At 48.7% G+C, this 25,633-nt stretch carries 21 protein-coding genes, 1 tRNA gene and 1 riboswitch; of the genes, 10 read left to right on the top strand and 12 right to left on the bottom strand.

What is annotated here, in order from left to right; all coding sequences use genetic code 11:
- Positions 1 to 44: 44 nt before the first annotated feature.
- The 7 genes from AC6R03_RS12235 to AC6R03_RS12265 form a co-directional block, all read right to left on the bottom strand.
- A complete protein-coding gene (locus tag AC6R03_RS12235) occupies positions 45 to 683 on the bottom strand; it encodes an urea amidolyase associated protein UAAP2 (RefSeq protein WP_500631975.1) in 639 nt (212 codons plus the stop codon).
- 11 nt (positions 684 to 694) lie between these two features.
- Positions 695 to 1,459, bottom strand: coding sequence for an urea amidolyase associated protein UAAP1 (locus tag AC6R03_RS12240; protein ID WP_500631976.1), 765 nt, complete (start codon positions 1,457 to 1,459; stop codon positions 695 to 697).
- A 10-nt stretch (positions 1,460 to 1,469) separates the two neighbouring features.
- Positions 1,470 to 2,276: an ABC transporter ATP-binding protein gene (locus AC6R03_RS12245; RefSeq protein WP_500631977.1), complete on the bottom strand. Its 807-nt coding sequence runs from the start codon at positions 2,274 to 2,276 to the stop codon at positions 1,470 to 1,472.
- The gene (locus AC6R03_RS12250; RefSeq protein ID WP_500631978.1) at positions 2,269 to 3,099 is read right to left on the bottom strand and encodes an ABC transporter permease; all 831 of its coding nucleotides are present in this window, start codon (positions 3,097 to 3,099) and stop codon (positions 2,269 to 2,271) included. Before AC6R03_RS12250 ends, AC6R03_RS12245 begins: the two co-directional genes overlap by 8 nt.
- Before the next feature lie 33 nt (positions 3,100 to 3,132).
- On the bottom strand, positions 3,133 to 4,206 hold the full coding sequence (locus tag AC6R03_RS12255) for a putative urea ABC transporter substrate-binding protein (RefSeq protein WP_500631979.1): 1,074 nt from the start codon (positions 4,204 to 4,206) through the stop codon (positions 3,133 to 3,135).
- A gap of 64 nt (positions 4,207 to 4,270) precedes the next feature.
- A riboswitch (guanidine-I (ykkC/yxkD leader) is annotated at positions 4,271 to 4,368 on the bottom strand.
- A 209-nt stretch (positions 4,369 to 4,577) separates the two neighbouring features.
- Complete coding sequence (locus AC6R03_RS12260; RefSeq protein WP_500631980.1) at positions 4,578 to 5,072, bottom strand: P-loop nucleotide/nucleoside kinase family protein; 495 nt, start codon at positions 5,070 to 5,072, stop codon at positions 4,578 to 4,580.
- A 378-nt stretch (positions 5,073 to 5,450) separates the two neighbouring features.
- Positions 5,451 to 5,525, bottom strand: a tRNA-Gly gene (locus AC6R03_RS12265).
- Positions 5,526 to 5,763: 238 nt separating this feature from the next.
- Between AC6R03_RS12265 and AC6R03_RS12270 the strand changes: the two genes are divergently transcribed.
- Positions 5,764 to 6,285 carry a DUF2058 domain-containing protein gene (locus AC6R03_RS12270; RefSeq protein WP_487903396.1) on the top strand — a complete coding sequence of 174 codons (522 nt, stop codon included), beginning with the start codon at positions 5,764 to 5,766 and terminating at the stop codon, positions 6,283 to 6,285.
- 42 nt (positions 6,286 to 6,327) lie between these two features.
- Here AC6R03_RS12270 and AC6R03_RS12275 read toward each other — a convergent pair whose 3' ends face one another.
- From AC6R03_RS12275 to AC6R03_RS12285, 3 genes are all read right to left on the bottom strand, one after another.
- Positions 6,328 to 7,701 carry a transporter substrate-binding domain-containing diguanylate cyclase gene (locus AC6R03_RS12275; protein WP_500631981.1) on the bottom strand — a complete coding sequence of 458 codons (1,374 nt, stop codon included), beginning with the start codon at positions 7,699 to 7,701 and terminating at the stop codon, positions 6,328 to 6,330.
- 207 nt (positions 7,702 to 7,908) lie between these two features.
- Positions 7,909 to 9,909: a methyl-accepting chemotaxis protein gene (locus AC6R03_RS12280; RefSeq protein ID WP_500631982.1), complete on the bottom strand. Its 2,001-nt coding sequence runs from the start codon at positions 9,907 to 9,909 to the stop codon at positions 7,909 to 7,911.
- 225 nt (positions 9,910 to 10,134) lie between these two features.
- Positions 10,135 to 10,674: a DUF3332 domain-containing protein gene (locus AC6R03_RS12285; protein ID WP_500632055.1), complete on the bottom strand. Its 540-nt coding sequence runs from the start codon at positions 10,672 to 10,674 to the stop codon at positions 10,135 to 10,137.
- 427 nt (positions 10,675 to 11,101) lie between these two features.
- On the opposite strand from AC6R03_RS12285, the gene AC6R03_RS12290 reads away from it, so the two are divergent.
- The 7 genes from AC6R03_RS12290 (at position 11,102) to AC6R03_RS12320 (ending at position 21,471) form a co-directional block, all read left to right on the top strand.
- Complete coding sequence (locus AC6R03_RS12290) at positions 11,102 to 12,334, top strand: L-lactate MFS transporter (RefSeq protein WP_500631983.1); 1,233 nt, start codon at positions 11,102 to 11,104, stop codon at positions 12,332 to 12,334.
- An 84-nt stretch (positions 12,335 to 12,418) separates the two neighbouring features.
- The gene (locus AC6R03_RS12295; RefSeq protein ID WP_500631984.1) at positions 12,419 to 14,056 is read left to right on the top strand and encodes a VRR-NUC domain-containing protein; all 1,638 of its coding nucleotides are present in this window, start codon (positions 12,419 to 12,421) and stop codon (positions 14,054 to 14,056) included.
- Positions 14,057 to 14,120: 64 nt separating this feature from the next.
- Positions 14,121 to 16,478, top strand: coding sequence for a fatty acid cis/trans isomerase (locus AC6R03_RS12300; RefSeq protein WP_500631985.1), 2,358 nt, complete (start codon positions 14,121 to 14,123; stop codon positions 16,476 to 16,478).
- Between the two features lie 38 nt (positions 16,479 to 16,516).
- Positions 16,517 to 16,705 (top strand): hypothetical protein, encoded by a 189-nt coding sequence (locus AC6R03_RS12305; protein ID WP_487903389.1) that lies wholly within the window; start codon positions 16,517 to 16,519, stop codon positions 16,703 to 16,705.
- A 258-nt stretch (positions 16,706 to 16,963) separates the two neighbouring features.
- On the top strand, positions 16,964 to 18,712 hold the full coding sequence (locus AC6R03_RS12310) for a formate--tetrahydrofolate ligase (protein WP_500631986.1): 1,749 nt from the start codon (positions 16,964 to 16,966) through the stop codon (positions 18,710 to 18,712).
- 141 nt (positions 18,713 to 18,853) lie between these two features.
- Complete coding sequence (locus tag AC6R03_RS12315; protein WP_500631987.1) at positions 18,854 to 20,743, top strand: putative nucleotidyltransferase substrate binding domain-containing protein; 1,890 nt, start codon at positions 18,854 to 18,856, stop codon at positions 20,741 to 20,743.
- Between the two features lie 8 nt (positions 20,744 to 20,751).
- Complete coding sequence (locus AC6R03_RS12320; RefSeq protein ID WP_500631988.1) at positions 20,752 to 21,471, top strand: 3'-5' exonuclease; 720 nt, start codon at positions 20,752 to 20,754, stop codon at positions 21,469 to 21,471.
- A gap of 93 nt (positions 21,472 to 21,564) precedes the next feature.
- Here the strand turns inward: AC6R03_RS12320 and AC6R03_RS12325 are convergent, their stop codons facing one another.
- Complete coding sequence (locus AC6R03_RS12325) at positions 21,565 to 23,142, bottom strand: BCCT family transporter (protein WP_500631989.1); 1,578 nt, start codon at positions 23,140 to 23,142, stop codon at positions 21,565 to 21,567.
- 426 nt (positions 23,143 to 23,568) lie between these two features.
- Between AC6R03_RS12325 and AC6R03_RS12330 the strand changes: the two genes are divergently transcribed.
- Positions 23,569 to 24,045: a MarR family winged helix-turn-helix transcriptional regulator gene (locus tag AC6R03_RS12330; RefSeq protein WP_500631990.1), complete on the top strand. Its 477-nt coding sequence runs from the start codon at positions 23,569 to 23,571 to the stop codon at positions 24,043 to 24,045.
- A 34-nt stretch (positions 24,046 to 24,079) separates the two neighbouring features.
- Here AC6R03_RS12330 and AC6R03_RS12335 read toward each other — a convergent pair whose 3' ends face one another.
- Entirely contained in the window at positions 24,080 to 24,535 is a 456-nt protein-coding gene (locus AC6R03_RS12335) for an Lrp/AsnC family transcriptional regulator (protein ID WP_500625243.1), read from the bottom strand.
- Positions 24,536 to 24,677: 142 nt separating this feature from the next.
- Between AC6R03_RS12335 and AC6R03_RS12340 the strand changes: the two genes are divergently transcribed.
- Positions 24,678 to 25,631, top strand: a complete 954-nt coding sequence (locus AC6R03_RS12340) for a DMT family transporter (protein ID WP_500631991.1) — start codon at positions 24,678 to 24,680, stop codon at positions 25,629 to 25,631.
- Positions 25,632 to 25,633 lie beyond the last annotated feature (2 nt).

The raw sequence follows: 25,633 nt of genomic DNA on the forward strand, positions 1-25,633 counted from the left end.
TGCTCATGTTCGACAGCGTGCTTGCTGACGTTATCGCCAAACCTTTATTCCCAGATAATGACCTCAACGGGGGTCGGGTTGTAGGCATTACATGGATTGTTCAATTGTGGGCAGTTTGACATCAACACAATGACGTCCATGTGAGCTTTTAGCTCCACGTATTTACCTGCACCACTGATACCGTCGGCAAAAGTCAGACCGCCTTCGGCTGTAACGGGGACATTCATAAAGAAGTTAATATTATGGGTGATGTCGCGCTTCGACATACCAAACTGCTCATTTTCAGCCACCGCCAGTAACCAGCTATCACGGCAAGCATGCATACACTTTTTGTCTAGCGAGTAGCGTACTGTGTTGCTCTCAGTCGCACATGCGCCGCCCAAGGTATCGTGTCGACCACAGGTATCCGCCACTATCTCAAGCATTACGTTGCCTTGATCAGATAAAATCTTCGTGCCTGCGGTTAGATAAACATTGCCCTGCTCTCGAATCGTATCCATCGCGCTGTAACGCTCTGAAGGATCATTGGCGTTGTAAAACAGCGTATCTGCGGCTTGGTTACCCTCAATATCAAGAATGCGCACAGTCTGCCCTTTTTTGACGACTTTCATGTAGTAATCACCCGCTGGCACGGTGTCACGATATAGGGCTTCATTAAGTGGTAATTGGCTCTCTACAATCATGTTTTGCTCCTTTAGCAACATTGGCGGGTGGCTGATGGTTCAAACGTTCGACTTGTCGTTGCTGCATAGCGGCGGTTATTTTCAAAGCCTCGCTCGTTCTCTTCCCGATGAGTGAGACAGGCATCGTCATCTCGCATTGGCTCAGATTCCCATACCGAAACCTCAACGGGCTGGTATGGGTAGGTTTTTGATGAATTAAGTGGATGTGGACAAGTGGTCATCACAACCAACGTATCCATTTCAAATCGCAGTTCAATGCTATCGCCCGCGTTGCTGTGTTGTGGGTCGTAGTTAAGATTACCCTCCTCATCGATGGCGACTTTGCTAAATAGATTTAAGTTCGCAGCCAAATCACGCTTACCTAAACCGTATTTGGCCACCTCAACCAACAGCGCATCATAACCATTTTGCTTCCACTGATTGCGTTGGGTTTGGTAGTCCCGCTCACCCCATTTTTCTGCCACTTTTTGTTTGTTGCTGACCCCACACACCGTATCAATCCAGCCGGTATCATCGCGCACAATCGAGCAGAAGATGCGTCCCATATCAGAGTACAAACAGTGGCCTTGGGTTAACTTAAACGTATGTTGGCACTTTAAGGTATCGGGCGCATTGTAGCGCTCAAGTAGATTAGCCGGGTTGTAGAACAGTACACTCAAATTCGCACCACCCTCGATATCTATGAAGCGTACGGTTCGCCCTTTGGGTACCACCATTGACCAATGCGCGGCCCCTGGCAGAGTGTCTGAAAAAATCACATCCTGTTTTGCTAACATGTTTTATTCCTTATGCAATTTTGGAAAAAAGTTGGTCTGGCGGCGTGTTGTCCAACTGCTCGGTTGAGATATCAAATGTCACCTGCGCGCCAAAACGCTCCGGCGCTTGCTCATCATGACGAGTATGATCAAACACCCATAAACGGTTGCCCAGATGGAAGCCTTCACTCAGGTCGTGCGTGATCATGAACACCGTTAAATTTTGCTCTTTCCACAGCGACTTCACTAACACATGCATATCTTTTCGAATCCCCGGATCCAGCGCGCCAAACGGTTCATCCAACAACAGAATTCTTGGTCTTTTTATCAGCGCCTGAGCGATGGAGAGTCGCTGCCTCATACCACCCGATAGTTCATGCGGGTATTTATCTTGAGCCGCTACAAGGCCAACCTGCTCGAGCATCTTTAATGCCTGCTCTTTGGCCTGCTGCTTCTTAGAGCCAAACAGTCGTCCCAGCGTGCGGCTAGAAAGACTATTCGACTCAAACTCATAACCGAGCATGACATTCTCAAGTGCTGTTAAGTGTGGGAATACAGAGTACTTTTGAAAAACGATGCCTCGTTCGACTCCAGGTTCTTGAGTCAAAGGTTCGCCATCCAATAGTAATTGTCCTCTTGAGGGTGTTTCGGTACCGAGCAACATATTGAGGAATGTGGTTTTACCGCACCCAGAGGCGCCTACAATACTGACAAAATCCCCTTCATGAACGGTAAGGTTTAGACGCTCTAAAACAATGTTGTCGCCATACTCTTTCCAGACCTGTTTGACTTGAATGATCGGAGGGGTGTTTTCTTTGTTCGTCGTCGAGTTAACCATGGCTCTCTCCTTGTGACTGGTGATACCAAGGGCTGAGCTTTTTTGATGCTAGACGCAACAACCAGTCCATGCTGTAAGCTAAGAGAGTAATCCACAACACATACGGCAGAATCACATCCATCGATAGATAACGGCGTACCAAGAAGATACGATAGCCCAAGCCTTCGGTAGCGACTATCGCTTCTGCAGCAATCAGAAACAGCCATGCGCTACCCAAGGTTAGGCGAACCGCTTCAATCAGTTTGGGCATAATTTGCGGAAGGATCACTCGCACGATTATTTGCCAACTGTTCGCACCTAAAGTCTGAGCCTTTATGAGCTGTTCATCCGGCAAGCTTTGCACTCGAAGTTGAATGTCCCTAATGATGATTGGACACACACCGATGACAATCAGCACGACCTTGGACAATTCACCCACTCCGAATGAAATAAACAAAATCGGCAAAATCGCCATAGGTGGTATCAATGATACAGCCGTGATCACCGGTGATAGCGACGCGCGCATTAAAGGAACGATCCCGGTCGCAATGCCCAATGACAGACCGATAAGGGCACTGAGACCAATCCCCCAACCCAGCCGTGCAAGGCTTGCAAAGGTGTCCGTCCACATTAGGTATTCGCCCGTTCTTCGACTTGGGGTAAATGCCATTCTATCAATGGCATCAGCAAAACTGCTGAAGGCTGGCAGCAATTTGTCTGCGGAGTTCACCGCCAATCTCGCATCCGATGCCGTTACATAGACGGCAAGCAGGATAAGAAAAGGCATCACGCCGAGCATAACCCGCCCAAGTTTGGACGGGTGACGGTTAATTACTTTGGTCATAATGACTCCAATTACAACGACCGAATGGTGAGGTTACAGCGTGTTGTCCGCTGCCATCTGCATGTATTCAGAAGTAAATCGGAGCTTGACGTTGCTTGGGTCACCGAACACACCCGTTGGTGTTTCTACACCAATGAAGCCTGCATCAGGTGCACCTTCGCCAAGTAATCCATGTTCAAATGAAAACTCACTGACTTTTTGCATCGTTTCTGCCAGTTTAGGGCTTTGCGTAAAACTCACCGCCTCATCTGCGGAGTAGAACATGTTGGTCGCTTGGAGTTGAGACTTGTAGCCATCAAGATCTGTCCCTGACGCTTGCGCCATGTATGATTTGGCTTCATCGCCCTGTTCAGGTGATTGCATGATTGACATGATTTCATACCATGCGCCCGTTAATGCTTTACCTAATGCGGGGTTACTTTGTAACGTCTCTGTATTGACGACGAGTAGATCAATGATTTCGCCAGGAATATCAGATGAGTCGAAAACAAAAGAGGTGTCTGGCTGAGAAGTAATTTCGCTAAGAAGGGGGTTCCAAGTCACAACCGATGTCACTTCACTTGTGCTAAACGCAGCAACAAGATCAGCGTCAGAGGTGTTCACCACTTTCACATCACGCTCACTCAAGCCGACACTTTCTAATGCACGAGCCATTAAGTAGTGAGACACACTCAACTCGACAAGGTTGATCGATTGACCTTTTAGGTCTTCAAGTTGCTTGTCCCCTTTAAGGACAATACCGTCATTCCCATTGGAAAAATCACCGACCACAAGAGCAGTAGAGTCCACACCACTTGCAGCGGGAATCGTTAATGCATCCATATTGGTCATCACAGTGGCATCGAACTGACCTGTCGTGAACTGGTTGATCGACTCTATATAGTCGTTCACCTGCACGACATCGATGTCAATGCCATATTTGTCTGCCCATTTGTCAATGATCCCAGCATGGTCGGCATAATCCCACGGCATCCAACCAACATAGATGGACCAAGCCAGCGTAAATTTCTCTTTCTCTTGAGCGAGTACTATAGGTGAAAAAGCGGATGCCAGTAGCGAAGTGCCGACAACCGATGCGAGTAGGCTGTTTTTGATGTGAGCTTTCATTTGAATCTCCTCCATGAGGTCACTGAATATCAACACAAGAGACGCAACCAATAAGTTTGGTTCAATCTCCCGGGCTTCTATCCCTCCGTGTGACCTCTTACGAGGTTGACAACTCTTGACCCAGACACTGTTTCAACAGCCGGAACCCTAGATGTCTATTTTCCAAATTGTATGTTAGCCAGACAACATTAACCGCTAACTATGCGCTCTTGTGAACTTGTATAGAGTATTACAAAACTCATGCCAACCATTAAGATATATAAAATCAACAACTTAAAATCGATTAGCTTCACTCAACCTCTCTAAATGAGATCATGCTGGTGCATAAGCCCTACATTGGTGCATTGACAATCCGGTCACTCTTTATCGCCTTATTCCATGCATGATTGAGTATGCTGATAAACCCAAACAACATTTTCATCCGATAGTGGTATTTCAAACCAAGACCAGAACAACTCCAACATTTCAGGTGTCATTTCATACGACTTGGCATCCAAATTTGAATTGCGCAAAAGCGCCCTTTGCCGACATGTTTCAAAAGGTACGTCAAGGTAATGAACTTCACTCTCAACCCCCTTTTCTGATGCCCAGCGAATAAAAGTATCTCGGTCAAATTTGCGCCAGAAACCAAAATCGAAAATAACCGGAACACCGAGAGTAAAAAGCTGAAGAGCAGAATCTTTGAACAAGTCTTGAAGCGTAGCCAAACGACTGTCGAAGAGTTCACGCTCCATATGCTCACCATATAAAGGAATCATCCATTCATCTATGGAGAAACGAAAAGCCCCATACTTTTTTGCTAGTTCCTTGGAGTAAGTCGTTTTACCTGAGCCGATAAAACCGCATACGAAATAGATCTTGGTCATAATTTCTCTTTAGCTAATAATATCCAACAAAGGTGTGAGGTGCGCTATCGCAACACTCTAGCCATACGTCCTTACCACTCAACTTGATCCAGTATGAATAGTAGCTTGCCGATGGCCAACATGTTTCTCGACGCTTTCAATTTACGCCGAGGGGATGATTTCTACCCTATCGATAAATTTAAGCAATGATGGGCTGAAGAAAGTGAGGTTATAGTACCTTTAACGACACCTAAGACCTATTCGCAATAGGGGGGGACACCAAATTAGGCCACCGACATAATAGGCAACGTCCCGATCTTGAATTTCAGACATGAAAAAACACGCAATAAAGCGCTTAATATTCAATAGATTGGGATAAAAATATTGTTTGGGAATGATTGGAGCGTACTGCGGGAATCGAACCCGCATCATCAGCTTGGAAGGCTGAGGTAATAGCCATTATACGAAGTACGCATCTTCGGAAAGCGTGTTTACTATGCCATATCCTATGAAAAAGAAAAGCCTAATTTCCAGTTATTTAGCTCGTTCGGACGCTTTTTGTACGTAACGGGCAAACTTTCATCGACGCATCGTCTCTTTACCCTTTTTCTGGGCTGGGCGGCTCACCCAATTCGGTCGGTATCCTTTATTTGTCGTGTTTTGCTCGCTAGAATAAAGCCAATTTTAGATAGCTATCCGAGAACTGATTGCCATGGCAAAACTCACCCTTCAAGAGCAAATGCTCAAAGCTGGCTTAGTCAATGAGAAGAAACTCAAGAAAGCCAAGAAAGGCTCAAAAAAATCGCGTGTTCAAGCGCGTGAAGTGAAAGCCGCCGTCGAAGAGCAAAAAAAAGCGCAAGTTGAACGTGATAAAGCACTCAGCAAAGAACAAAACGAACAGCGCTTAAGCAAAGAGATTCGCGCCCAAGTGAAACAACTGATCCAGATGAACAAGCTAGACTTGGGCGATGGAGAGATCAAGTACAACTTTACCGATGGCACATTGGTCAAATCTCTCTATGTGACGGAACTGGTGCGAACCCAGCTTAGTAAAGGCATTCTTGCAATTGTACGCGAAGATGAGTCTTACGTTGTGATTCCAAGTAGCGTCGCGAATAAAATTGCTCAGCGTGATGAGAGTGTCATCGTCGATCAAAAAGAAGCGGATGAAGAGACCATCGCAGAGGACGACCCATATGCAGAATTTGTCGTCCCTGATGATTTAATGTGGTAATTAACGCCCACCTAAACAGCGAACTTGCCCATCGTGAGTTCGCTACTCTTGCTCAGTGGTCGACGCCTCTATCGTTCGACTGACGACACAGTCCTTACCCTTGGCTTTTGCCTCATACATTAAGTGGTCCGCATCGGATAACGTAATGCCCTTGTGGGTCTTCGGGTACATTGCGCAGCCCACGCTCACAGTCACGTGACGTGTGCCTTCGATACAGCAGTCAACAAGGCGGACATTGTCACAAATCTGATGGGCAATTAACCGAGCTGTATTCGACGTTTCACCAAACACCAACACAGCAAACTCTTCTCCGCCGATTCTGCCTAGCAAGCAATGTTTGCTAATGGCGTCTCGCGCCGCCCACGCCACATTTTGGATCACGCAGTCCCCTATTTGGTGACCAAAGGTGTCGTTGACCTGCTTAAAGTCATCAATATCAAAAATGATGATCGCCAGTGGGTGGCCTCGACTGATGGCGCGGTTGAACTCACGGATAAAATGACGGCGGTTGCTGACTCCAGTCAACTCATCTTGTTCACTCAACTTTTTCAACCGACGATTGGCTGCTTTCAGCTGCACCGTTTTCCGCTTCACCGTCACTTTAAGTAGCACAATGTAGCCAAGCGCCGTCAACGTACAGACAAAAACAATCAGCGGCACCAAATATTTAGGGTAGACGGTACTGACGTACATCCAGCGCTGTAATATTTGGTTTTTGTCGTCCTCACTAAAACGCTTGAGGTTGCTGATGATTGTGTCATAGAGGTCGCGCTCCCCTTCCGCCACGGCAGGGCGTAAGTCGCCGGAGTAAAGATGACGAACACCAATAAAGCGGTGAGGTTCATCGCTGCTGTAGAGATAAAAATTCGCGACCTGAAGATCAGAAACAAAGGCGGAAATTTTTCCATTAAACGCGGCATCAATCATAAGTTGGTTATTGGCAAAACTGACGACATCTAAGCCGGGAAATTCACGTCGGGTAAAAGACTCTTCGTAACCACCGGCAACCACACCCACGCGATAATTGTGGTCACCACGCATAAACTCATCAATGTCTTGAGTGATGAGCGATTGATGGACATAGAGCTGAGTATCGATCTTCATAATACTCGGGCCATACTCAAGATACTGCTCTCGACTTTCTGACCAGAGCAAACCGGCATGGATATCGGCGTCACCGCTTTTCATCGCATCCAAAGAGGCTTGCCAGTCCACGAGTAAAAATTCGACGTTGACCTTATTCAACTCACCATATTTGCGCCAGTAATCAACCAAGATCCCATCCGGTTCCCCTTTCTGATTGAGAAAGGAAAAAGGCTTCCAGGCTTTGGAATTGGTCACGACTATCGTTTCCGCGTGGTCGGCATACACCGAGTTAGCCACCAACACCAGAAGCAGTACAAATAACTGACGCACATCATCCCCTAAACGAAAAAGCTCAAGCATGCATTGCTTGAGCTTCAATACTTCACTCAACGGTTAATGTATAGACGACGTCAGCACGCTTTTCCTGCGCCCATCGTGATTTACCCACAAACTTAGTGCAACAATACACATAATTGAGAATTGGATCTCACTAAACAGGTGGGGGCATTACCCCATCACGTTTGCGCTACGCGTCTATTACTCAGTTTTAAAACGCTGCATCTCGCCATTAAGATCAGAAATGCCTTGCTTGACGGTATCCGTGACCTGTGAGGACGACACAGAAATCGTCGCCACGTCTTCTGCGGATGCGATCACCTGCGCCATGATCGACTGTATCTCTTGCGTTGCTGAAGATTGTCTTTGCGCGGCATCCAACAAGGCATTCATTTGTTGGCTCACCTGTTCGATTTGGTCGGTAGTCTGGCTCAGCGTCCCATAGGCTTGTTGGGTTTGCGCTGCGCCTTGCTGCGCTAGATGGCGGCTTTGTTCTATCTCACTGACCACTTGAGAGGTCGACGTCTGAATCGCATTGACGATAGCGTTGATTTCAGAAGTCGATTCCGTGGTACGTGAGGCAAGCAAACGCACCTCATCAGCCACCACAGCAAAACCGCGCCCGTACTCTCCGGCTCGCGCCGCTTCTATCGCAGCATTCAACGCCAGTAGATTGGTTTGTTCCGCAAGTCCTTCAATCACCTCTGTTACGCGGCCAATCGCCTCACTCTCTTTACTCAGCTCAGCAACTCGCTGATTGGCCGCTTCAATACGACTGTGCAGCTCATCCACTGTGGTGCGATTGTGTTCGAGTGCCTCACCACCGAGTCGAATCTGCTGGCGTGATTGCGCCAAACTCTCAGCCGATTGCTGCACTTGAACTGAAGTGGTTTGGGCACTTTCACTGACATCGGCAAGTTGATTGCCAACATCGCTCATTTTCTCTTTTTGTAGCGCCACTTGAGACGCGGTCTTTTGGTTGGCTTTGAGTAGGTCATTCATACTGTCGTTGACCGACTGAGCCTTGCTCGATACACCATGAACAATCTCATTCAGCGCCGTGTTCATGGTATTGATTGACAGCATCAAGCTCGCGAGTTCATCGCTCCCTTCGATGCGCAATGGGGATTGAGAGACATCCCCTGAAGCAATGGCCTGCGCGCGCTTGGAAACAATTTTTAAACGGCGGCCGATGTTATTACCCATCGCTTGTGACAAGCTCACCGCCACAATCACCACAGCAATGATTGAACCAACCAAAACACTGATGACTGTCGTCACGGAGGTAAATATCCCCTCACCGCTTATGTCCGCTTTTTGCTGTTGTATCTCGATCAAGGCTTCAAGCTGACGGTCTAGATCATCCACCGCGGGAATCAGCTCGTTGGCCATCACTTGGTTTGCCTGATTCCAATCGGTGGAGAGTCGCAGTGCAACCACTTGATCCGCTAATGGATAGTATAGCTGCTGCATCTCTTTAAACAGCTCCCACAAACCTTGATCACTGCTCGACAGTAAGGTTAATTTAGATTCAATTTCATTGACTGGTTTGGCATGCAGGTCAAGCCACTCATGGTACTTGTCTAAGTGCTCTTGTTTGCCGTATTGGAGAAAATCTCGCATCGCCGACAGCGCATTTGCAAATGAGGTATAACTGTCTGCGTACAAGCGGAACAAGCGCTTGCGCTCTCCACCCTCTTTATTGCCCGCTTCATCGTTAATCAGGCCCTGCAACTGATCTAACGCCACTTCGGCAATCGGCGCCGCTTCATAGATAAACAATGAGTGAGCCGGTAAATTTTCGTCACTGTGACTGAGTTGGGCGATACGTGAAAACAGTGCGCTGGTGTTCTGCCAAGCCGCATTGATCTGCTGGTATTGCGCCTCACTCACTAACGGCTCAAGTGCAGGCAAGGCGTTATTCAGGCCCTCCATCGCTTGCTGTAACTGCTGGAACTGTTGCTCTCCGACACGTTCGTCGCCGCCCAATAGCATATAGGCACGTAACGTCGATACGGTGGCTTGAAGTGATTGCTGAATAGAACGCGCAGCATCGACCGTCGGAAGATCGGTCGATAGCAGCGAATCGGTATGCTGCTCTACAGTGTTAACACTGCGAAAAATAAACAAAGCGGATACGATAAAAAGTACTGCAAGTGACACAAAACTAAGACGTAACTTCCCTGATATCGTGAGTTTCATCCTTAAACTCCTAAAGTTAGTTTCGCTGCAACTATATCCTGTTCAACCGGATTGTTAAACAATAGTGAACAAAAACTTACTACTTTCGTTTAGCTGGGATTAGTGATGCGCGATCGAAAAGGCGTTAAATCTGAGGACCAGTGTGGCAGGCGTTGACTCGGATAATAGACTTATAGACGTGATAGAACACAAAATCGCCCCAGAAGGCTCCAGGGCGAGACTCGATTAGATGTGCGTGCTCACCACGTACTGTTCTAATTCTTGGTTTGATACAGTTGTGATCAACTCATCATTCAAGTAAAACGCCACACTCTCATCACCTTTGACGCCGGTAAGCGTTTTGCTTGTTCCATCTATGTAAGCGATGTCCATTTGTACGGTATTGGCGTCAATGGATTGAATCGTTGTGCTTTCAATCTCTTTCGCACTGGAAAGCGGGACATCCGTTAGAGACTTGTCCAACTTATCGTTTACCTTGATGTAGTTGTCGGTTGGCGTATCCACTACCGCAGGAGACTTCCCAGTGATTGGGTTAGTGCCCGTCCAAAACTCCACCGCGTTGACGATAAACAGGTCAGCGACACTGGCAATACCGTAAACCGGTGACAGCAAAACAAACAAACCTTCACGGCCGTAGCGGTTATCTACCGCTTCTAGGTTGAATTTAGTGACAAGCCCAGTTGTCGCCATTTGTCCCATACAACCCGTCAGTGTGCTAACGCCTAACGCGGCAATCACCGCAACTTTTACTTTGCTTGATTTCATTAATTTCGTTCCATTGTTGATGATGGCGCGCATGCTAACGACAGAGTCATTGGTTTGAAAGAGATCGCCTCTATTTTTACCGAATACTGACATGTTAAGTGCCTAATTACCCAGCACTTCTATCATTCCGACAAGATGATTAGCCCTTATCCTACACGCCACACCAATAACCCACTGACAACTTAGGACATAAACAGCTCAAATTGTAACCAGAACAGTCATCAATTGTTGCACCATTTTTAACAACAAAACAAATAGTTAACATCTCAATGTTTATTTTCCGTTTTGTCCCAAAAAGAGATTCCAATCACATATAGATTGGTTATAATTCGCGCCCGTTGCGTCTTATGTTGATAAACGCAAACAAAATTTGAGTATTCCGCCATTAACCCGCCTCTTCCCCCGAAGAGACTCACAGAGAAGAATAATGAGCAAGATTGATAAAGCATCACGCATCCTGCTAGCAGGTTTCTGTATCAACCTCTGCCTTGGCATCTTGTATGCTTGGAGCGTATTTAACAAGGCACTCGTCACAGAAGCAGGCTGGAGCGCCGCTGAAGCTTCTGCCCCTTATGCCACTGCAACCATCACTTTCTCTATCTGTCTTTTAGTTGCAGGCATTCTTCAAGATCGCATGGGTCCACGTCTGATCCTAATTCTAGGTACAGTTCTAACTGGTCTAGGTATGATTGCGTCTGGTTTTGCGACCACCCCGCTGATGCTTAACATCACCTTTGGTGTGATTACCGGTGCCGGTATCGGTTTTGGTTATGCATGTTTGTCTCCATCGGCGATGAAGTGGTTCCACTCGTCGAAGAAAGGTATGGTTAATGGTTTGATCGCGGCAGGCTTTGGCTTGGCAGCGATTTATCTTGCTCCTGTGACGTCTGCGCTGATTGACAGCATGGGCATTCAGACCAGCTTTATGGTGCTTGGTGCCGGTGTACTCGCGATTGCGGTTCCTCTTGCAGCCACCATCAACAACCCACCAGCAGGCTACACGCCAGCAGAACCAAAAGTAAAAGCGGGCGCGGCGCCAAAAGCAGTAAAAACTTCTGAGAACTTGTCTTGGAAAGCAATGCTGAAAACGCCTCAGTTCTACTCGCTTTGGGTTATGTACGCGTTTGCCGCATCTGTAGGTTTGATGATCATTGGTAACATCACCACCATCGCAAGTGTTCAAGCAAACCTGCCAAATGCGGTTTACCTAGCGTCTATCCTTGCGGTCTTTAACTCTGGCGGTCGTGTTGCTGCGGGTATCTTGGCTGACAAAATTGGTGGTGTGCGCACTCTGCTTCTCGCATTCGTGTTGCAAGGCATCAACATGGCTCTTTTCGCCACCTTCAAATCAGAGTTCACACTGATCATCGGTACGGCGATAGCAGCGGTGGGTTACGGTACACTGCTAGCGGTATTCCCAACCTTGACAGCGGAATTCTACGGCCTGAAAAATTACGGCACGAACTACGGCGTACTCTACACTGCATGGGGTATCGGAGGTGCAATTGGTGCGGCAGTCGTTGGTTTCTCGATGACGCACGGCGAAGCATACGGCCTTGCTTACACCATCTCAGCAGTCATGATGGGGGTTTGTATCGTGCTAGCGCTAGTGACCAAACCGCTATCTGAAGCGAAAGTTGCTGAGTTGAAAAATGCCTAAACATTGATTTGTTTTGCAAAAGGCTTACCCTGATCGGTAAGCCTTTTTTGTATTTCAAAGTAATGTAGGACGAGACAGATTGTTATGGACGCTCAACCCACGCTCGCGCCCCATTATTACCTCGACAATTTTATCAAGCTCACTTCGCATGCTCAGCAGTGGTACAGCGACCTGCTACATGAGGACGAGCAAGCGTGGTTGGCTCGCTTTAATATGCAGAGCCGCGATGCTCAGTGCTTGCTTGTTCGATTACTGAGCCGTAAAGGCGAATGGTTTCGCAGTGATAAGTTACACTATCCAGAAATCAGCAGTATCACCGAGGCGTTAAGCACACTCGAGCAACACGGTTTTATCCTTATTAATGGTCCGATTGATAAGCAAACCTTAGCCGCGACATTACTGACCAAACCCGAAATCGTCGCTCTGTTTTCACCGCTCAACAAGCAGAAAAAGAAAGAAGCCTTGGTGGCTGAGCTTCCCTGCGAGCCTTTTCTCACCGCTTCCGCGTTAGATTTTGACTGGATCAAGCTTGAGCATGGCAGCATGCTCGATCTGCTTCTCACGCTGTTTTTCGCCAATACCCACCAAGATTTAAGTCAATTTGTCCTTGATGACTTGGGCCTTCATCGTTACGAACCCTATCCTCTGAGCCGCGAGCGGCGCTTTTTTCCAATCAGAGACGATGTCGATAGTCTGCTGCAACTCAGTCAGTTGAGTGAGCAATACCAACAAGGCGACAGAAAATGCGCTGACACACTGGTCACGCTAGCCGATCAGATCCCCACTTTGCATACTCACCCTTACGTGGAGCGCAAACGTCAGCACCTCATCAACGATATCGCGCGCGATCTTGAGCGCATCCAGCGTCTTGACGATGCGCTGACGCTGTATCAGCAAACTGAGCTTCCTCCCACCCGTGAGCGACAAGCGCGCATTCTAGATAAGTTGAATAGAGATTTTAGTGACGTTGTCACTAAAATGTTACATACACCAAGAGACCAAGCTGAGTACGAAGTCGCGCTCAAGTTGCAACAACGATTAAAGCGCAAGCAGGGAGAGCGCGTACCCAGGGCGCAAAAGCCTGCTCACGATGCGATGCACGTTGCGCTAGACCTCTCTCGAGAACGGGTTGAGTTGGCGGTGAAAGCTCACTTAGAAGCGCAAGGTTGGCAGGTCTATTTTTGTGAAAATGCGCTCCTCAATGGCTTATTTGGTTTGGCATTTTGGCCTGTCATCTTTGCGCCCGTCGAAGGGGCATTCATCAATGCTTACCAATATCGCCCGCTTGATCTCTACCATTCAGATTTCGCAAGCAAACGCCGCGAAGAGATTGAGCATGTGATGCAAACTCTACAAGGGCGCGACTGGTCAGCACTACTCACGACCTATCGGGACAAATACGCCATCAACAATGCGTTTGTACAGTGGTCGCTATTGGACGAAGCACTGCTTAGCCTAGCGTTAAACACCATTCCAACACCCACACTGATCGCTTTGTTTCGCATTTTATTGAGCGATCTTAAGCTGTATCGCAATGGCCAGCCGGATCTGATTGCCTTTAAAGAGGGTCAATATCAATGGATAGAAGTCAAAGGACCCGGTGACAAACTGCAAGATAACCAATGGCGCTGGATTGAACACTTCACACGGCTTGAAGTACCTTTTTCGGTCTGTTATGTCACGCACCAGGCGGAACCTTATCCGAGCGAAAATGCGCATTAATTTGCACTATCGCTCAGTTTTTGCTGCAATTCATCTATCACTGACCAGCGGAATCATCCAAATCATGAATCCAAAAAAGATCTTGAGCCTAATTACCGTGCTCTTTTTTGCCGGCTGTGCCACCTATGCTGGCCTGAATTACGATCAGCTGTTTGGCATAGAGCAAGTACGCGAGCGCCGAGTCGACGCGAGCGATAGCCGTCACGATTTCTTTCATGCTCAAGTCAAACCTATTCTCGATAAGCGCTGTGTGGTTTGCCACGCCTGCTACGACGCCCCTTGCCAGCTCAAGATGTCATCAGTTGAAGGAATAGAACGAGGTGGCAGCAAAGAACTGGTCTATCAAGGTACGCGACTGACTGCCGCAAGCCCGACGCGTCTGTTTGAAGACGCGCAAACTACACAGCAGTGGCGTGAACTCGGCTTTCATCCGATTTTAAACGAGCGCAATCAAACGCCAACCGCCAACCTAGAGGCGGGCTTGATGGCGAAAATGTTGATGCAAAAAGAGGCGCACCCACTACCCAAACAAGTTCAACTTGAAGGTTTTGATTTTGCTATTGACCGAAGCCAAGTGTGCCCAACCATGGATGAGTTTGAGCAATACCAAGCGGATCACCCTACTTGGGGAATGCCCTACGGCATGCCGAATTTACCCCAACAGGAATACGCGACTCTCATGGCCTGGCTGCAAGGCGGCGCAACGATGAGCGCACCGCTGCCGCTTAGCCACGAGCAGCAGCAACATGTTGATCAGTACGAAGCACTGCTTAATCTCCCTTCTCGTAAAGGTCAGTTGACTGCGCGCTATCTCTATGAGCACCTGTTTCTCTTCCATCTTTATTTCTCTGAGATAGACGATGCGCAGCCGATATTTTTCACTATCGTACGCTCAGCAACCCCACCGGGCGAGCCGGTTCAGCGCATTGCCACTCGCAGGCCGTACGATGATCCGGGCGTGGAGCGCGTATACTACCGCTTGATCCCTGAGCAAGGTACCATTGTCGATAAGACGCACATGCCCTATGCGCTTAATCAGCAGCGCTTCCACAACTGGAAAAGCTGGTTTATTGATGCTGAGTATGACGTCGCGACCTTACCCAGTTATGAGCCTGATGTCGCGGCGAATCCCATGACGGCCTTTATCGATCTACCCGTCAAAGCGCGCTTCAACTACTTGCTCGACAACGCACAAAATACCATCAACGCCTTCATCAAAGGGCCGGTATGCCGAGGACAATTGGCGCTCAATGTCATCAATGACCGATTTTGGGTCTTTTTCTTAGATCCCGATAAATCGGATATTCCGCAAGTGAATGAGTTTTATCGCTCGCAAGCCGACAACCTAAAACTGCCTGCTGAGCTGGAAAGCAATACGCTGCCGATTGCCAATTGGGTCAGCTATTCCAAGCAGCAAGCGCGCTATTTGAAAGCGAAATCTGAGTTCACCAATCAGTGGTTTAAAGACGGCAAACACCTGACCACCGATATCATCTGGACAGGCGGTGGCACGAACCCCAATGCCGCTCTCACGGTATTTCGCCATTTTGATAGTGCGTCGGTGGTCCAAGGGTTAGTCGGCACGCCACCAAAAACCGCCTGGGTGCTTGATTATGCCTTGTTAGAGCGCATTCATTACCTCCTTGTGGCAGGCTTTGATGTCTATGGCAACTTTGGCCACCAATTGATGACACGCATGTTTATGGACTTCCTGCGCCTTGAGGGAGAAAGCAATTTTGTCGCCTTGCTGCCTCAAGAGGTTCGTCATCAAGAGCATTCGAGCTGGTATCAAGATCAGAGCGCTCAGTTGAGTGATTTCTTACAGCGCAACGTCGAACCCTTCAACCAACCAACGCAAGTGCGCTATGCCAGCGATGATTCGAAAGCGGAGCTGTATGACATTCTCCAAACCCAACTCGCCCCCGTACTGTCCAACCGTTTCAAGATTGAGCAAACAGGTCTAAGCGAGCGCAGTGAAGCAACCCTGAGACGTATCGATGCAATACAAGGTGAAGGTCTGGTCCATTTGCCACAAAGCCTGATGATCATGGTGCGCGCGCCAAACGGACAAGAGCAGTTGTTTACTCTGCTACACAATAACGCTCACACCAATATTTCTAGCTTGTTTAATGAAGAGAGTAACCGTGATTTCGCCAATGATGATTTAACCTTAGTGCGCGGAGTGATCGGTAGCTATCCGGCTGCGTACCTATCGTTGGAGGAATCTGAGGTCGATCAGTTGGTCGAATCATTAGAAGCGCTGCGAACCGAAGACGATTACATTAAGATACTGGATCAATTCGCGATTCGCCGCAGTTCTGATGAATTCTGGCCGTTCAGTGACCGCGTGCACGAGTGGTATAAAGCGGATCAACCGATCGAATTTGGATTGCTGGACTATAATCGTTTTGAAAACAGATAAACGTTTTAATTGGGTTTAACGTGTTATCGGAGGTAGTTATGGGACTTCAAGACAATATCCGAGCATTGGAGCAACAAATCTATGTCGCGTGCTCCGAAGGTGATTACGACACCGTACAGATGTTAGAGCACCAACTCGACAGCTTGAGAAACCGGTCATCCCACACCCGTGATGACTCCCCTTATGCACCCGAAGGGAAGCTCTATCCGGAAGACGACTGGTACTAACTATAGTTGCTCAGTCAACTGGGCCACCTCACTCGCCCTGCCTTGCAGGGCGTTTTATTATTCTGTCACTCGCTCTGTTCATTCCAGCATTGTTCGTTGAGTTATTGGCCTACATGTCCAACCCAATTTTCGTAGGCGTTCTTCGCCCAATCCGCTAAAATAATCCGTCACTAAAAAGCGCTTTACAACGCAAGATTACACGCTATCATTCGTGCGCAAACGTTTGCCTCACTTTTTAGTCTGTATTTTGAGGGTTTTATGCTGTCCGATATTGAAATCTGTCGCACGACATCACTGCAATCTATCGATCAGGTTGCGCTTAACGCTGGACTAACGGAATCAGAGTTTCACAGCCAAGGAAAATATAAGGCCAAAATCTCACTGAGCACACTGAAAAGGCTCGATGATCACCCTACAGGCAAGCTAATCGTCGTGACCGCGATTACTCCAACCCCTCTTGGCGAAGGCAAAACCGTCACCACGATTGGCCTTGCGCAAGGATTGAAAAAGTTGGGGCGCTCTGTGATGGCGTGCATTCGTCAACCTTCTATGGGGCCCGTGTTTGGCGTCAAAGGCGGGGCAGCGGGCGGCGGTTACTCGCAAGTCGCACCGATGGAAGAGTTGAACTTACACCTCACTGGCGATATTCATGCGGTGAGCGCTGCCCACAACCTCGCGGCGGCCGCCATTGACGCGCGTCTGTATCATGAACAGCGCAACGGCTATGACGATTTCGAAACGCGCAGTGGACTCAAAGCACTGCGTCTTGACCCAGAACGCATCGTGTGGAAACGCGTAATGGATCATAATGACCGTGCACTGCGCATGATCCGCGTGGGTCAGAACGAGCTAGGTAAAACCATCAACGGGTTTGAGCGCCAAGATGGCTTTGACATCTCAGCCGCATCGGAACTGATGGCCATTCTAGCCCTTGCCAGCAACCTGAGCGATTTACGCCAGCGTATCGGCCGTGTCGTACTGGCTTATGATCTCGATGGGCAGCCCGTGACCGCAGAAGATTTGCAAGTCGCCGGCGCTATGGCGGTCTGCATGAAAGACGCCATCGAACCCACGTTAATGCAAACGCTAGAAGGTGTGCCGACCTTGATCCACGCTGGGCCTTTCGCCAATATTGCTCACGGTAACTCTTCCATCATCGCAGACAATATCGCCACCAAGTTGGCCGATTTCACGGTCACCGAAGGCGGCTTTGGTTCAGACATGGGCTTTGAAAAAGCGTGCAACATCAAAGCGCAACTCTCCGGCAAAGCGCCTGATTGCGCCGTCATTGTGGCAACGTTGCGCGGACTTAAAGCCAACTCTGGCTGTTACGACTTAAAGCCAGGCCAAGCCTTGCCTGACGCCCTATTCCATGATGATAAAAACGCGCTGCACGCTGGATTTGAAAACCTAAAATGGCACATCGACAATGTCAACAAGTACGGCGTGCCGGCGGTTGTGGCCATCAACCGATTCCCGCAAGACAGCGAACAAGAGCTCGCTGAGCTGAAGGCGCTGATCGAAGCTCTGCCAAACAATGTCGCCGTTTCTATCAGCGAAGGCTTTGCCCTTGGTGGTGAAGGCACTCGTGAGCTTGCCGCCAAGGTGGTGGAACAAACGCAGACGAACGCGTGCTTTAAGCCACTGTATAAACTCTCCCAATCACTGGAAGAGAAACTGATGGCGGTAACAGAAACAGGCTATGGCGCGGCGTCCATAACGCTCAGTGAGCTGGCGAAAGCGCAACTGGCCCAGTTCAAGCAGCAGGGCTTTGATCACCTTGCCGTCTGTATGGCAAAAACGCCCATGTCCATCTCAACTGATGGCGCAGTCAAAGGGGCGCCTAGTCACTTTGATGTGCCAGTACGGGAACTCAAGCTGTGTGCAGGTGCCGGTTTTATCTACGCCCTGTGTGGCAATGTGATGACGATGCCTGGTCTCCCTGATAAACCGGCGTTTATGAATCTTGATCTCGACGATGACGGCAACATCATCGGGCTGAGCTAAACCTTAGCGAGTTAGAGTTTCATTTTAGTTGTAACCAGGCTTAGGCACTGTGCCTAAGCCTTTATTTTTTAAGCCACTGCGCCACTTTCCACCCTAGATGTTGTACCATTGACATTCAGTCAGCCAACAGTGGACCCCATCATGGAAGCCGAACTACTCGAAATCAAAAACTTCCTCGCCCAACATCCGCCTTTTGATGAACTCGAAGATGAAGTTCTCAACACCGTCACGAAAAGCATCGAAATCTCCTATTTTCGGGAAGATACACCCGTCATCCACTTTGGCGATGAGATTCACGATCTGTATATGATTCGCAGTGGCGTCATTGAAGTCTACCGCCGCAAAGGGGAGCTCTATAACCGAATCGATGAGGGCGCCTTATTTGGCCAAATGGGGCTACTGACCAACAACAAAGTCCGCTTCCCGGCGAAAGCGATCACCGACACCCTACTCTATTGCATTCCCGAAGCGGTGTTCCAGCACCTCTACGACAACTATGAATCCTTTGCCGATTTTGTTGAAGTACAAGACAGTGCGCGTCTTCGCCATGCGATTTCCACCTCAACCGAGCAAAACGATCTCACCACGTCTAAGGTGCGCACCTTGCTGACCGGTGAAGTGCCTTACATCTACAAAACCGAGTCGATTCAAAACGCGGCGATCAAAATGGCCGATGAGAATGTCTCTTCGTTGTTGATTTATGATGCTGATATCGTCGAGAGCGATGAAGAAGACACCAACCCATTAGTCGGGATCATTACCGACCGCGATTTGTGCACACGGGTGCTCGCGCAGGGTCTTAACCCCGCAGACCAAGTAGCGGACGTGATGACCACCGAACTCATCTCCCTTGATCACAACGCCTACGTTTATGAAGCCATGCTCACCATGCTGCGCTACAACGTGCACCATTTACCTGTGCTAAAAGATAAAAAACCGATAGGCATCATTGAGGCTACCGATATCGTTCGCTACGAGTCGCAAAACTCTCTGCTACTGGTGAGCACCATCTTCCAGCAACAAAGCATTGATGAATTGGCGGTGTTATCCCAACAAGTGAAGGACAGTTTCGTCCGTCTGGTGAACGAAGACGCCAACTCGCACATGGTCGGCAGCGCGATGTCGGTGATTGGTCGCAGCTTTAAGCAGCGAATCATCGAGTTAGCGGAAGAAGAGCTCGGCGAAGCGCCCATTCCCTACTGCTTTGTCGCACTGGGATCGATGGGGCGGGATGAGCAGCTATTAGTTACCGACCAAGACAACGCCATTATTCTCGATAACAGTTTCGATAAAAATCTGCACGATGACTATTTTGCACAGCTCGCCAAACGGGTCTGTGATGGGCTTGATCGCTGCGGCTACCAATACTGCACCGGCGACATTATGGCGACAAACCCCGACTGGCGAATGACACGCACCGAATGGGAAGAGTGTTTTGCCGATTGGATTGACGATCCAAACCCTAAGGCGCTGCTCAATGCCTCTATTTTCTTTGACTTAGATGGCGTGTATGGCAGGCTCAAGTTCGCTGAGCAGCTCAATGGTTTTATCGTCCGCCGCGCCCGGAAGAACAACCGTTTTCTCGCGTGTTTGGCGCGCAATGCCATGAACCGCACCCCACCACTTGGCTTTTTTAAAGATTTTGTGATGGAAAAAGACGGTCAGCACAAAAACTCGATCAACTTAAAACGTCGTGGCACCGCGCCACTCGCTGACCTTATCCGTGTGCATGCACTGGCGGTTGGCTCTCGCTCAAGAAATTCATTCGAACGTCTTGATGACATTCAAGAAGCGGGTATTTTGCCAAAAGGCAAAGCGCGAGATTTGCGTGACGCGTTGGAATTTATCTCCATGGTACGTATCCGCCACCAAGCCTATGATGTGGAAAATGAGATTGAACCAGACAACAACATCGAGCCTGAGCACTTGTCTGATTTTGAACGACGCAACCTCAAAGATGCGTTTCAGATATTGAGTAATGCGCAGAACTTCCTCAAGTTCCGCTATCAAGCGAGCAACAACTTTAAGTAGGCGACACTATGCTAAATCGACTCAAATACGCTGGCAGCATAGACTGGCCGAACAAGTTCCAACAAAAGCTCGCACTGACTCAAGATGAGCGACTGCTGCGCTACTACCAAGCGGGCGTGCCTGCGCTCGACACCCCAATTAGCGAGGTGAAGTTTCTAGCGATGGATTTTGAAACCACCGGCCTTGATGCCAATCAAGATGACATCATCACCATAGGGACTGTGCCCTTTGATCTTAATCGAATCTACATGAATCAGGCCAAGCACTGGACCGTTCGTCCCCGTCAGCAGTTAGCGGAAGAGTCGGTGGTCATTCATGGCATTACCCACTCAGATGTGCTGGACGCTCCGGATTTGTCTGCTGTGTTTGATCAAGTATTAGAGCAAATGGCGGGTAAGATCACCGTGGTTCACTATCAAAAAATCGAACGTGAGTTTTTCGATCAAGCGCTGCGCTCTCGCATCAATGAAGGCATTGAGTTTCCAGTGGTCGATACCATGCAACTTGAAATCGAATGGCAGAAGAAACAGACCCAGGGCATCATCAATCGGATTAAAGGCAAAAAACCACAATCGGTCCGTTTAGCGGCCAGTCGCACACGTTATGGTTTGCCACAATACACGCCACATCATGCCCTAACCGATGCGATCGCAACCGCTGAGCTTCTTCAAGCGCAGATCGCCTATCGCTTTGCACCTTCGACCCCCATTGGCAAACTGTGGATTTAAGTCGCTGCCACTCAGAGGTTTCAATTTTAGCGAGGCAAAAAAACGGGAGACCTTCGAGTCTCCCGTTTTAATTTCACTTATTGATGGAATGGCTTACTGGTTGTATTTCTCAGTACGCATACCGAGTATCAAGCTGACACACATCAACAGCAGGACAATCGTGAACGGCAGCGCGGTTGAAATCGCACCCGCTTGTAGCGCTTGAATCGCTTCCGTACCACCAATCCAGAGTAGCGCAACCGCAATCGCCCCTTCCATGAAGGCCCAGAATACACGTTGCAGGACAGGCGCATCCACTTTACCACCAGCGGTAATGCTGTCGATAACCAGTGAGCCTGAGTCCGATGAGGTGATAAAGAACACCAAGACCAGTACCACTGCAATCACAGAGAGCATCGTGCCCATTGGCAGCACATCAAACATCTGGAACATCGCTAGCGACACATCCGTCAAGCCGTTGGCACCTAGCTCACCAATGTTGTTGACCACTTGATCAATCGCAATGCCACCGAAGACCGACATCCAAAGCAAGGTAACGGCGGTAGGGACAAGCAATACTGCGGTCATGAACTCGCGCACAGTACGACCTTTAGAAACGCGCGCAATGAACATACCGACAAATGGCGACCATGAAATCCACCAAGCCCAGTAGAAAACAGTCCAACCTTGGAACCAAGCAACGTCTTCACGACCATGCGGGTTACTTAGCGGGATGATGTTTTCAACGTACGCCATCAGCGTTGTGCCGATGTTGCCAAACGAAACCGCATAACCGATAAGAGCCACCAAAATCAGCAGCACGAACGCTACTAGCATATTGATGTTACTGATCACTTTTACGCCACCGTCGATGCCGCGAACAACCGATACCACCGCCAGTAATGTCACAATAGTAATCACGACGATCTGTAGCCCTAGGCCGGCATCAATACCGAAGACATGGTGAATACCACTGGCCGCTTGTTGCGCGCCAAGACCAAGAGACGTTGCCAAACCAAACAAGGTAGCCAAAACCGCGAGGATGTCCACCACGTGACCTGCCCAGCCCCAAGCGCGATCGCCCAGAAGTGGATAAAAAATTGAGCGAATTGAGAGCGGTAAGCCTTTGTTGTACGCAAAGAACGCAAGTGACAGTGCCACCACGCCATAGATAGCCCATGGGTGCAGACCCCAGTGGAACATGGTTGCGCCCATAGCCAGTTTGGCGGCGGCTTCTGTGTTGGCTTCCACACCTAGTGGCGTTTCATACCATCCGGTGAAGTACGCAACGGGCTCTGCCACACTCCAGAACATCAGTCCGATACCCATACCAGCAGCAAACAGCATAGAGAGCCAGGAGATGAACGAATAGTCCGCCGTCGCTTGTTGACCGCCCAGTCGGATTTTTCCAAGCGGTGAGACAATCAACGCCAGGCAGAAGATCACGAAAATGTTGCCCGACCAAATGAACAGCCAATCAAAGCTGCCAATGATTTGCCATTTTAGGCCATCTAACGCAGATTTAGCCGACTCCGCATCAAGCACTAGCGTCGCTACCAAGAACAACGCGATCAAACCCGCGCTGATCCCAAAAACAGGGTTGTGAACATCAAACCCCCATTTTTGCACATTATCTTGCCCGACGGTGTAGTCGGTGCTATCGATACTGTACTTATCTATACCCTTAGTCATCGTTCCTCTCTTAGATGATTAGTGCGTGTGTTCGAGCTTGTTGACATAAAAATCATTAGTCGTAAAACTAATATTCTGCGCTTTACAACGCATTACTAACGAAGTTCAAGCTCGTCGCGAACGCACATATTGTACTCACCCATATAAAATGTTCCATTAAACCTCGGTTAAACGTTCACTTTTCACCCAAAAAGGTTAGCAGAAGTTCAATTTTTAAACAAAACCCTCACTCAACGCTGACATGGTTTTGTTTGAATTCTAAACATTTGAACTCTACTAAATTCATCACTACACTTCTTCTTAATGATAATTTACACGATGGGTGGTCAGTCAAACGCCTGAAAGAACGTTGATCTTTACACTTCAAATGATTCACTAATTGAGGTATTTTCCCCGCTCCATCGCGACGTTAATAGAGGTATCAAGTTGGAAAAGCACGAAGAAGTCTTGGTTTCACTCCGCCAAATCATGCGCGCTATTGATTTGCACTCGAAGAAACTGAGTAAAGAGTCGGGTCTAACCGGGCCACAATTAATACTTATGCGTTCGATTCGAGAACTCGGTGAAGTGACCATTCGTGAGCTATCTAACCACACTAACATGAGTCAGGCGACGGCCACTACCATCCTTGACCGCCTCGAGCGCAATGATCTGGTTAAGCGCGTGCGCAGCGTGCAAGACAAACGCAAAGTACACGCTCATTTAACTGACAAAGGCCGCCAAGTGCTCAGCGAAGCGCCAATGCCACTGCAACAAAGCTTCATCAATAAGTTTCAAACGCTGGAGGAGTGGGAACAGTCGTTGTTGCTCTCGTCCGTCCAACGCATTTCCGCCATGATGAATGCCGAAGACATCGAAGCGGCGCCAGTGCTAGAGCTAGGTAGCATTATCAAGCCAGAATAATTGCCGCGTTACTTACCGTGATCAAGGGGAGTGGCTAACGGTAGATTGGCCACTCACTCGACGCTTTCACTTGGCGAATCGATAAATGGGTGTGAATGTCTTTCACATGATTGAGAGTCTGTAACTTGCGTGTAAATGCTTCATAGCCACTCAAATCGCGCGCCGCGACCTCAAGTAGATAATCGTACGCCCCTGACACCACATGACAGCTCACCACCTCTTCCATCTCAATCACATCTTGTTCGAAACTGGAGATAGAGCTCGCCTGATGGTTGTTTAAGCTCACTTCGACAAATACGGTCATTCCAACCCCAATATGCCCCGTGTCTAACTTTGCATGATAGCCGCTGATCACCCCAGTCTCCTCTAAGCGTTTAATTCGCCTCGCACAAGGTGACGGTGACAATCCGACTTTCTCCGCTATTTGCGCCGCAGATTGACGCGAATCTCGCTGCAATAGCGAGAGAATGTGTTTATCAATTCGATCCATACTACGTTGCCCATATCACTCAAAAAATGGTTTATCATTAGCAAAATTTGGCACATATTAAGTAGATTTCTACTCACTTTGCCATCTTTAACCCCATCATACGATTCATACTTAGCAAATGATAATTAAATGTTAAAGCATTATGTTCACAGGCTATCTTGCCATGCTGGCAACCCTCCTGATGTGGTCAGGCTTTTTTCTTTCGCTACGTATGGGCGCTCAATCTACATTGACTCTGGCTGATATTGCGCTGCTGCGTTTTATGCTGCCCGCCATTGTCCTGTTGCCCTTTGTCATCAAACACAGAGCGGCAATTCGACATACGCCTTGGAGGCTGAAACTAGGCTTGTTGATCGGTTGCGGCCTTCCCTATCTATGGGTCGCAGGTAATGGAATGCAGCTTGCGCCGGTTTCCGATGGCAGCGCACTCATCCCCGGCACCTTACCGCTGTTTGTCACGGCGCTTGCGGTGTTGGTTTATCGTCAATCACTGAGCCACCATAGAGTGATAGGCTTATGCCTGATTGTGGTTGGCATCGCGATATTTCTGCATTATGGGGCCAGTGCGGGCCACCATCAGCTTAATGGTTACCTTGTCTTGCTTGTGGCGAGTTTCATGTGGAGTGTGTTTACGATTTGCGCCAGAGTCGCCGCGCTCAACGCCTTAGCCGTGGCCGGATGGGTATCATTGTTTTCAAGCTTGACGTTAGCACTCTTAATAGGGACTAGCGTCGCGCCGAGCACCTTAGCCAGTGTCGATGTCACCCTGTGGCCGTACGATGAATTACTCCGCCATCTTTTACTGCAAGGCGTTGGAGCGGGCATTATTGCCGCCTATACCTACCTTCATGCCATTGCTCACCTTGGCGCTGAACGCAGCGCGGCGTTTGCAGCGACGACACCTGTTATCGCGACGCTCTTAGCTTGGTTTTTCTTGCAAGAAAGTGCCAACGCGGTGAGCTTGCTCGCCCTCGGCTGTATATCGCTTGGCAGTATTATCGCCAGCAACGTCTTTTTAAAAAATGATCAGTCGGTCGCTTTTACTGTCAAACCCTATACTGTCAAACCGAAGGCAGCGAAAGCCAAGCAACCTTAATG

Source organism: Vibrio sp. R10-SG-ISO4 (genome assembly GCF_059834135.1).